10 protein-coding genes are annotated in these 8,668 nt (G+C 65.1%); all 10 read left to right on the plus strand.

Annotation, left to right across the window (positions count from 1 at the left end; translation table 11 throughout):
* Positions 1-1,752 (plus strand): methyl-accepting chemotaxis protein (locus BRAS3809_RS30470; protein ID WP_035659497.1); only part of this gene is annotated, 1,752 nt, incomplete at its 5' end.
* 56 nt (positions 1,753-1,808) lie between these two features.
* Entirely contained in the window at positions 1,809-2,630 is an 822-nt protein-coding gene (locus BRAS3809_RS30475; RefSeq protein ID WP_008965866.1) for a CheR family methyltransferase, read from the plus strand.
* Between the two features lie 35 nt (positions 2,631-2,665).
* Entirely contained in the window at positions 2,666-3,268 is a 603-nt protein-coding gene (gene cheD, locus BRAS3809_RS30480; RefSeq protein WP_008965867.1) for a chemoreceptor glutamine deamidase CheD, read from the plus strand.
* A gap of 7 nt (positions 3,269-3,275) precedes the next feature.
* Positions 3,276-4,334 (plus strand): protein-glutamate methylesterase/protein-glutamine glutaminase, encoded by a 1,059-nt coding sequence (locus tag BRAS3809_RS30485; protein WP_008965868.1) that lies wholly within the window; start codon positions 3,276-3,278, stop codon positions 4,332-4,334.
* Between the two features lie 2 nt (positions 4,335-4,336).
* On the plus strand, positions 4,337-5,467 hold the full coding sequence (locus tag BRAS3809_RS30490) for a methyl-accepting chemotaxis protein (RefSeq protein WP_240535809.1): 1,131 nt from the start codon (positions 4,337-4,339) through the stop codon (positions 5,465-5,467).
* A 9-nt stretch (positions 5,468-5,476) separates the two neighbouring features.
* Complete coding sequence (locus BRAS3809_RS30495) at positions 5,477-5,776, plus strand: STAS domain-containing protein (protein WP_008965870.1); 300 nt, start codon at positions 5,477-5,479, stop codon at positions 5,774-5,776.
* Positions 5,777-5,779: 3 nt separating this feature from the next.
* Positions 5,780-6,412 carry an ATP-binding protein gene (locus BRAS3809_RS30500; protein WP_008965871.1) on the plus strand — a complete coding sequence of 211 codons (633 nt, stop codon included), beginning with the start codon at positions 5,780-5,782 and terminating at the stop codon, positions 6,410-6,412.
* Positions 6,409-7,731 carry a PP2C family protein-serine/threonine phosphatase gene (locus tag BRAS3809_RS30505; RefSeq protein ID WP_008965872.1) on the plus strand — a complete coding sequence of 441 codons (1,323 nt, stop codon included), beginning with the start codon at positions 6,409-6,411 and terminating at the stop codon, positions 7,729-7,731. Before BRAS3809_RS30500 ends, BRAS3809_RS30505 begins: the two co-directional genes overlap by 4 nt.
* The gene (locus BRAS3809_RS30510; protein ID WP_008965873.1) at positions 7,715-8,074 is read left to right on the plus strand and encodes an Hpt domain-containing protein; all 360 of its coding nucleotides are present in this window, start codon (positions 7,715-7,717) and stop codon (positions 8,072-8,074) included. Before BRAS3809_RS30505 ends, BRAS3809_RS30510 begins: the two co-directional genes overlap by 17 nt.
* A 137-nt stretch (positions 8,075-8,211) precedes the next feature.
* Positions 8,212-8,668, plus strand: a 457-nt coding sequence (locus BRAS3809_RS30515) for a PDC sensor domain-containing protein (RefSeq protein ID WP_502685686.1), incomplete at its 3' end; no start/stop codon positions are given.

Raw genomic sequence — 8,668 nt, forward strand, 5'->3', positions numbered from 1 at the left:
CTGGGCTACTCGCTGGGCGAGATCAAGGGTCAGCATCACTCGATGTTCGTCGATCCGGCGTACCGCCAGAGCCACGACTATCGGATGTTCTGGGACAAGCTCGGTCGCGGCGAATACGACGCCGGGCAGTACAAGCGCATCGGCAAGGGCGGCAAGGAGGTCTGGATCCAGGCCAGCTACAACCCGATCATGGGACCGGACGGCAAGCCGTTCAAGGTCGTCAAATACGCCACCGACATCACCGAGGACGTCATCCGCAACGCCGACTACGGCGGCCAGATCGCGGCGATCAACAAGGCGCAGGCGGTCATCGAGTTCACGATGGAAGGCAAGATCCTGACCGCCAACGAGAACTTCCTGGCGACGCTCGGCTACTCGCTGAACGAGATCAAGGGCCAGCATCACTCGATGTTCGTCGACGTCGCCTACCGCAGCTCGTCCGACTACCGCATGTTCTGGGACAAGCTCGGCCGCGGCGAGTACGACGCCGGCCAGTACAAGCGCATCGGCAAGGGCGGCAAGGAAGTCTGGATCCAGGCCAGCTACAACCCGATCATGGGGCCTGACGGCAAGCCGTTCAAGGTCGTCAAATACGCCACCGACATCACCGCCCAGGTGAAGGCCTCGGAGATGATGCAGGCGGCCGTGGCGCAGACCCAGGAGGTCGTGAACGCTGCCAAGCAGAACGACCTGCGCGAGCGCATCCCGCTCGAAGGCAAGTCGGGCGAGATCGCCCAGCTCTGCGAGGGCGTCAACGGCCTGCTCGACACGATGTCCGTCATCATCGCCGACGTTGCGGAGAGCGCGGAAACGATCAGCTCCGCGGCCCGCGAGATCGCCTCCGGCAACACCGACCTGTCGCAGCGGACTGAAGAGCAGGCGGCGAGCCTCGAAGAGACCGCGGCGAGCATGGAGGAGCTCACCTCCACCGTGCGCCAGAACGCCGAGAACGCCCAGCAGGCCAACAAGCTCGCTTCGTCGGCCTCCGACGTCGCGATCAGGGGCGGCTCGGTCGTCGCCGAAGTGGTGCAGACGATGGACGGCATCACCCAGGCCAGCCGCAAGATCGCCGACATCATCGGCGTCATCGACGAGATCGCCTTCCAGACCAACATCCTGGCGCTGAACGCCGCGGTCGAGGCCGCGCGCGCCGGCGATCAGGGTCGCGGCTTTGCCGTGGTCGCCGCCGAGGTGCGAAACCTCGCCCAGCGCAGCGCCAACGCTGCGAAGGAGATCAAGGGTTTGATCTCCGACTCGGTCTCGAAGGTGGAGTCGGGCTCGCGCCTGGTGGATACTGCCGGCAAGACCATGGAAGAGATCGTCCAGTCGGTGAAGCGCGTGACCGACATCATGGCCGAAATCTCGGCGGCGTCGCAGGAGCAGCGCGGCGGCATCGAGCAGGTCAACAACGCCGTGACCCAGATGGACAAGGTCACGCAGCAGAATGCTGCGCTGGTCGAGGAGGCTGCTGCCGCGGCCAAGTCGATGGAAGACCAGACCGGCGCGATGACCGAGATGGTCGGCAAGTTCCAGGTGCTGAGCGCGTTCGAAAGCGGCCGCGCCGCGCCCGCCCGCACCGGCAATCCGGTGGTCGACCGTTCGCTCGGGGCAGGCAAGGAGAAGCTCAGCAACGTCCGCGCCGCGCCGGCAAAGCCTGCGGCGCCGAAGTCCGCGCCGCAGCCGAGCCGGATGGCGGAAGCGGAGCCTGCTCGTCGCCGCGCTGCGGGCGACGTTGATTGGAAGGAATTCTGACAGTTGAGCGGGCGTCACCCGCTTCGGGTGACGCCCGTTTCCAGGGGAGAGTCGACGTGCAGGAAGAATTCGCGCTGCAGGACAGGGAGTTCCACAAACTCTCGAAGCTCGTGATGGATACGGCCGGCATCGTCCTGAGCGAGCGCAAGCGCGCGTTCATTCACGGCCGGCTCGGCCGGCGCCTGCGCGCGCTCGGAATGGCGAGTTTCTCGGAATATTGCAGTCTGCTGGAGACCGATGCCGGCGATGATGAACTGCACAACTTCATCAACGCGGTGACGACCAACCATACGAGCTTCTTCCGCGAGGCGCATCACTTCGAGAACCTGACGAAGATCATCCTGCCGGGCATCGTGGCGGCCGATCACGATCGTCGACGATTGCGCATCTGGTCGGCGGGTTGCTCGACGGGGGAGGAGCCCTACAGCATCGCGATGACGCTGCTGTCTTGCCAGCAGATGTTGTCCGGCTGGGACGTCAAGATCCTGGCGACCGATCTCGATACGAACGTGCTCGCGCATGCCGCCCAGGGCGTGTACGACTTCGAGCGCGCGGAAGGAATTCCGGAGACCTATCGCAAACGCTTCGTCACGCTTCGCGGCAAGCAGGCCGTCATGAAGGACGAAGTTCGTGAACTCATCTCGTTCGGTCACCTCAACCTGCTCGGGCCCTGGCCGATGTCGGGACCGTTCGACGTCATCTTCTGCCGGAACGTCGTCATCTATTTCGACCAGGCCACGCAGCGGCGGCTGTTCGACCGTTACGCCGATCTCCTCAAGCCGGACGGCTGGTTGATCATCGGCCATTCGGAAAATCTGCTCAACATCTCCGACCGCTTCGATCTGGTCGGACGTACGACCTATCGCAGGATCAAATGAACAGCGCCATGACTCCAAGGCGGTCCTCACGGTCGATGGACTCCGACGCTGCCGGTGGGACGCGTCGCTACTACGACCCGCAGTTCGACGCCACCGCCGTGAAAGTCTTCCCCGGCGATCACTATGTGAGCGCGAGCGAGGAGGAAATGCTGGTGACCGTGCTCGGCTCCTGCGTGGCGGCATGCATCCGCGATCCGCTGACCGGTGTCGGCGGCATGAACCACTTCATGCTGCCGGAATCCGCCGGGGCAGGATGGGGCAGCGCGGCCTCGGACAGCATGCGCTACGGCAACGTCGCGATGGAGCGGCTGATCAACGACATTCTCGTGCGCGGCGGCTCGCGGCAGCGGCTGGAGATCAAGGTTTTCGGCGGCGGCAACGTCCTGAAGAGCGCCACCAATATCGGGCACCGCAATGCGGATTTCGTCGAAGAGTACCTCCAGGCCGAAAATCTTGGCATCGCGGCCAAGCATCTGCGCGGGTCGCTGCCGCGCAGGGTCCATTATTGGCCGAGCAGCGGCAGGGTGATGCTGCTCGAACTGGCGCGCGCCGAGCAGGATGCCGTCGTCCGGGAGGAGACGTCCTACAAGAAGAAAATCCAGGTCGAGCCGGTTGCCGGATCGGTCGAACTCTTTTGAGGTTCCCATGAGTGCCATTCGCGTTCTGATCATCGACGACTCCGCGTTCGTCCGGCAGGTTCTGACCGAGATCATGTCGACCGACCCCGATATCGAGGTGGTGGGAGCCGCGCCCAACCCGATCATCGCGCGGGACATGATCAAGTCGCTGAACCCCGACGTGCTCACGCTCGACATCGAGATGCCGCGCATGGACGGCCTGGCCTTCCTCGACAAGGTGATGAAGCTGCGGCCGATGCCCGTGCTGATGATCTCGTCGCTGACCCAGAAGGGGGCCGACACGGCCGTGCGGGCCCTGGAAATGGGAGCCGTCGATTTCGTCGCCAAGCCGGTGGTCGGCCTGGTCGAGGGCCTTCCGCTGCTGCGTGACGAGATCGTCAGCAAAGTGAAGGCAGCGTCGGTCGCGAGGATTCGTCCCCCGGGGCAGCGGCCGTCCGAGACGGCGCCAAGGCCCGGCGGGTCCTATTACTCCTCGGAGAAGATCATCGCCATCGGCGCCTCGACCGGCGGAGTCGAAGCTCTGCAGGAGGTGCTGACATCCTTTCCGTCCAACGCGCCGGCGATCGTGATCGCGCAGCACATGCCCGCGATGTTCACCGCCTCCTTCGCCGCCCGCCTCAATCAGCTTTGCGCTGTCACGGTGAAGCAGGCCGAGGGCGGCGAGCGCGTCCTGCCCGGGCACGTCTACATCGCCCCCGGCGGCTATCATCTCGAGCTCGCGCGCAACGGCGCGAACTATGTCTGCCGGGTCCATGAGGAACCTGCGGTCTCCGGCCATCGTCCGTCCGTCGACGTGCTGTTTCGCTCCGTGGCGCATGCCGCGGGGCCCAATGCGATCGGAGTCATCCTGACCGGCATGGGACGCGACGGCGCCCTCGGCCTGCTGCAGATGCGCACGGCGGGCGCGCCCACCATCGGCCAGGACGAGGCCAGCTGCGTCGTCTACGGCATGCCCAAGGCCGCCCACGAATGCGGTGCGACCGAGGTGGAGCTGCCGCTCGCCCAGATCGCTTCGAACGTCCTGAAACGGTGCGAGTCGCTGGCCGCGCGCGGAGTGAGAGTGTAGTCATGTTCAAGTGGAGGCACCACAGCGCGGCCGCGCCGAAGCTTGCGGAGTCCGAGGCGCCGCCGCTGGCGCCGGTCGCGCCCGCGGAGCCGGCGCGGCACGACGAACTGATGCGGCGCTGGATCTCCTTCGCGGCCATGCAGCAGCGCGTGATCAGGACGCTCGTATCCGAGATTCAGCAGGCTTCCGCGGTCGTGGAGACGGAGGCGGACAATCTGAGCGGACGGTTTCGGCGGCTGGCGATCTGCGCCGAGCAGCAGACGGCGCGAGTCGACGATCTGAGCAAGCTGGCGATCGGAATCGAGGTGGACGGCGAGGTGGTGCCGATCGACCGGATCGCCGGCCTGCTCGAGGAGACGTTGAGCGACGTCGTCGAGAAGATCCTTCTGTTGTCCAAGGACGCGATGCAGATGGTCTATGCCTTGAGCGAGCTCAACAGCAATGTCGACAAGGTCGACAGCTGCATGGAGGAGCTCAGCAAGATCAACCGGACCACCAACATGCTGGCGCTGAACGCGCGCATCGAGGCGGAACGGGCGGGACGGGCGGGCGCGGCATTCAGGGTCGTCGCGGGCGAGGTGCGTGAACTGTCGGGTGCGACGGCGCGGCTGTCGACCGACATGGAGACCGAGCTCAAGGCGGTGACCGACGGCATTGCCAATGGTCACGAGACGCTCAAGCGGGTGGCCACGATCGACATGTCGCAGAACCTGCTCGCCAAGGATCGGCTCGAGGTGCTGATGTCTGCGCTCATCCGGCGCAGCGCGAGTCTCGCCTCGGTCGTCGGTGATGCCATGAAGGAAGCCGAGGTGATCTCGGCCGATGTGTCGGCGATGGTGACCGGGATCCAGTTCCAGGACAGGACGCGCCAGCGCCTCGAGCATGTCGTGGATACGCTTCACGTCGTCGACGAGGCGCTCGACGAGCTGAAGGAAACGACCATGGAGTCGCTTCCCCCGGCGGCCGAGGGACAGGAACTCGACACCGAATGGGTCAAGAAGCTGCTCGACCGCTTCACGCTCGGCGATCTGCGGGCGCGATTCGTCGCCCAGATTCTCGACGGCGAGCAGCCCGCCGAGGCGATGCCGGCTGACGGCGAGTCGGCAAACAGTGGAACCGTTGAGTTGTTCTAGGAGGAAGCCATGCAGCTACAGGTTGATCGCGGAGCCGGCCAGATCTCGATGAGCGGCGAGTTCACGTTCACCGACCACGGACCGTTCAAGCAGATGGTCGCTGAACTGTTCGCAACGACGGGAAGGTCGGTGATCCTCGATCTTTCCAAGCTCGACTTCATCGATTCCGCAGGGCTCGGCATGCTCCTGCTGGCGCGGGATGAGGCCAAGAAGAACGATCGCGAGCTCATCCTGCGCCGTCCGAGCGGACAGGTGAAGCGCATGTTCGGCGTGACCAAGTTCAGCACGCTGTTCACGATCGAGGATTGAACCATGGACGATTCCCTGCAGGCTCCTGGATCCGGGCCGCGCGTCACCTGCTGGGACGGCACCTCGGAGGCGACGCTCGAAGCGGCTCTGGAGCCGCCTGCGACCCAATGCATCGAGATCGGTCTCGCCGGCACCTGCGAGGACGACATCGATCGTGCGGTCGAGCCCCGCCATCTCCGCCTGGTGGTCACCACGCGGTCGGCCTACAGGCATTGCATCGTCAAGGTGTTCATCCATGCCATGGAGCACCGCACGGCGTTGACCGAGGATCTCCGCGTGCGTGTCTACAGCGCCGTTCAGGAAGCGCTGATGAACGCCGTGCTGCACGGCAATTTGCGGATCGACCCGGATTCGCGCGGCAGCCTCGACGGCCTGATCGCAGCCCATGATGCGATCGAGTCCAAGCTGAGTTCGCCGGATGTGGCGCGCGCCCCGATCCAGATGGACGCGCTCTGGGACGAGTCGCAGCTGCGGGTGCTCGTGCATGACAGCGGCAGCGGTTACGAAGCAGCATCCATCCAGCCCAGGGCGGGAGAAGACACGATGGGTCGCGGGCTCGCGATCCTGCAGGCGTTTTCCGACAACGTCGCCATCCGCGACGGCGGCACCACGGTCGAGTTGGAGTTTCGTCTATGAGCAACCAGGTCCATGGTGCCGAGGCGGCCCGCGACGACCGGCGCGAGCGCGACGGAATCTGCGATGCGCGGATCCTGATCGCGGATGACGATCCGCTCTGCCGCCAGCTCGTGGAATCCGTCCTGCGTCGCCGCAACTTCGCCAATCTGGAGTTCGCCGAGGGCGGCGTCTCGGCACTGGAGCAGTCCCGCAGCTTCAAGCCGGACCTCCTGCTACTGGACATGCAGATGCCCGACATGAGCGGCCTCGACGTGTGCCGGCGCGTGCGCTCCGATCCGGACCTGGCGGACATTCCGATCCTCGTCCAGACGGCGACTTTCGATCGCAAGAAGATGGGCGAGCTGTTCGCCGGCGGCGCGTCCGACTTTCTGTCCAAGCCGGTCAACCCGTCGGAGCTGATCGCACGCGTGGTCGTGCACCTGGAGCGCTGGAATTCGCTGCGGGAACTGCGCAATTATCGCGAGCGGATCTCGCGCGAGCTGGAGGCCGCGCGGCGCATGCAATTCGAACTGCTGCCGTCCTTCGCGTCGCTCTCCGAGTCCGCCGAGAAGGCGAGCATGAGGATCGCGTCCTACAATCGGCCGTCATCCGAGCTCGGCGGCGATCTCTGGGGCATGCTGCCGATCGACGAGGGCGCGTTCGGGCTGTTTCTTGCCGACTTCACCGGCCATGGCGTCAACGCCGCACTCAACACCTTCCGGCTCCATGCGCTGATCCACGAGTACAAGAACCTGCACGATGCCCCCGCCGCGCTGCTCTCGGTGCTGAACGAGCGGCTGGTACGGCTGCTGCCACCCGGGCAGTTTGCGACGTTCCTGTATGTCGTGGTCGATCATCGTCGGGGCGAGCTGAGGTTTGCCTCGGCGGGCGCGCCGCCGGCGATCCTGGTGCAGAGCCAATCGGGGCGGCCGCGCTTCTGCGAGGGCACCGGACTGCCGCTCGGCATCGAGCCCGGTGCCAAATACCAGACCTACAAGCGCAAATTCCCGGAGGGCTCGCTGCTGCTGTTGTTCAGCGACGGACTTCCCGAATATCCCGACTCCTTCGGCGAGCGGATCGGTGACGAAGGCCTGCTGAAGGTCCTGAACGCCTGCCATTCCGGACTCGCGCCGAACGAGGTGATCGATCGTCTCTGTGCGGCGGCCGGAATCACCGGGCAGGCGACGCTGCCCGACGACACGACCGTGATCTGCATCGACCGCCGCATCGCCGCGGGTTGCGCTCAAGCTTTGCCGGCAGCGGAGGCGAAGGCGCCCGGACTGCGCCGCTCGCGCCGACCCTTTCCCAGAATGGATATCAAGCATGGATACCGTTGCTGAAAGCGATCCGCTGCTCGATCCGGATCAGATCGAGCTCCTGCGCGATGCCCTCGGCGAGGAGGAACTCGTGCGGATGTTGTCGCAACTTCCCGCCGCGGCCGAGGACGCCCTGCAGAGAATTCGTGAATGCCTGGCGGCAGCCGATCTCGCCGAGACTCGCAAGTCCGCCCACGTCCTGAAAGGCTTCTCCTCGAGCCTCGGGGCAGCGCGGCTTTCGACCATCGCCTGCGAGATCGAGCTCGACCTCGCCACGCTCGCCGAGGTCGAGGCTCGCATGCCGGTGCTTGCCGAGACGATCGAGGCGACGATCGCCGCCGTGGCGGCGATGCAGGAGCGTCCATGAGCGAGGGGCTGCATCACCCGGCCAAGTCGGACAACAAGTCGGACACCAGGTCGGACACCGAGGACGCGGGCGGCCGGCGCCCCGCAGGCGATGGCAGTCTTTCGCGCCGGATGATGTCGACCTATGCCACCATGATCATGGCGGCGCTGCTCACGGTGGTCATGGTGATTGCCGCGGGCCTGACCATCCAGAACCTGCACGACCGGGTGGAGGACGAGACCAAGGCCAATCTCGCTCAGCTGTCCTTCGTGCTGTCCGAGGAGAGCTCTCGCTCGTTCAATGCGATCGACCTGATCCTGAAGGATTTGATCGAGCACACCGGCTTTCACAAGCTTGACCGAGAGGAGATCGAGGCCAGGATCGGCACGCGCGAAATGCACGATTTCCTGGATGAGAGGCTGCCGTCTCTGCCGCAGATCGACAGGCTGCTGATCATTGGCGTGGATGGCCGTTTGAGGAACCATTCCCAGGTCTGGCCGATCCCCGACATCTCTCTTGCCGATCGCGAGCAGTATCGCTTCTTCCGTGATCACGATACGTCGGAATTGTTCATCAGCGAGCCCGTGCGCAATCGCCTGGACGGATCGTGGGTCA

Origin of the sequence: Bradyrhizobium sp. STM 3809, assembly GCF_000239795.1 — a bacterium.
Classification (GTDB): Bacteria; Pseudomonadota; Alphaproteobacteria; order Rhizobiales; family Xanthobacteraceae; genus Bradyrhizobium.

Bases quoted from the DNA above. Each gene is read 5' to 3' on its own strand.
- cheD (WP_008965867.1), top strand. From the start codon at position 2,666: ATGGACTCCGACGCTGCCGGTGGGACGCGTCGCTACTACGACCCGCAG.
- BRAS3809_RS30485 (WP_008965868.1), top strand. From the start codon at position 3,276: ATGAGTGCCATTCGCGTTCTGATCATCGACGACTCCGCGTTCGTCCGG.
- BRAS3809_RS30490 (WP_240535809.1), top strand. From the start codon at position 4,337: ATGTTCAAGTGGAGGCACCACAGCGCGGCCGCGCCGAAGCTTGCGGAG.
- BRAS3809_RS30495 (WP_008965870.1), top strand. From the start codon at position 5,477: ATGCAGCTACAGGTTGATCGCGGAGCCGGCCAGATCTCGATGAGCGGC.
- BRAS3809_RS30500 (WP_008965871.1), top strand. From the start codon at position 5,780: ATGGACGATTCCCTGCAGGCTCCTGGATCCGGGCCGCGCGTCACCTGC.
- BRAS3809_RS30505 (WP_008965872.1), top strand. From the start codon at position 6,409: ATGAGCAACCAGGTCCATGGTGCCGAGGCGGCCCGCGACGACCGGCGC.
- BRAS3809_RS30510 (WP_008965873.1), top strand. From the start codon at position 7,715: ATGGATACCGTTGCTGAAAGCGATCCGCTGCTCGATCCGGATCAGATC.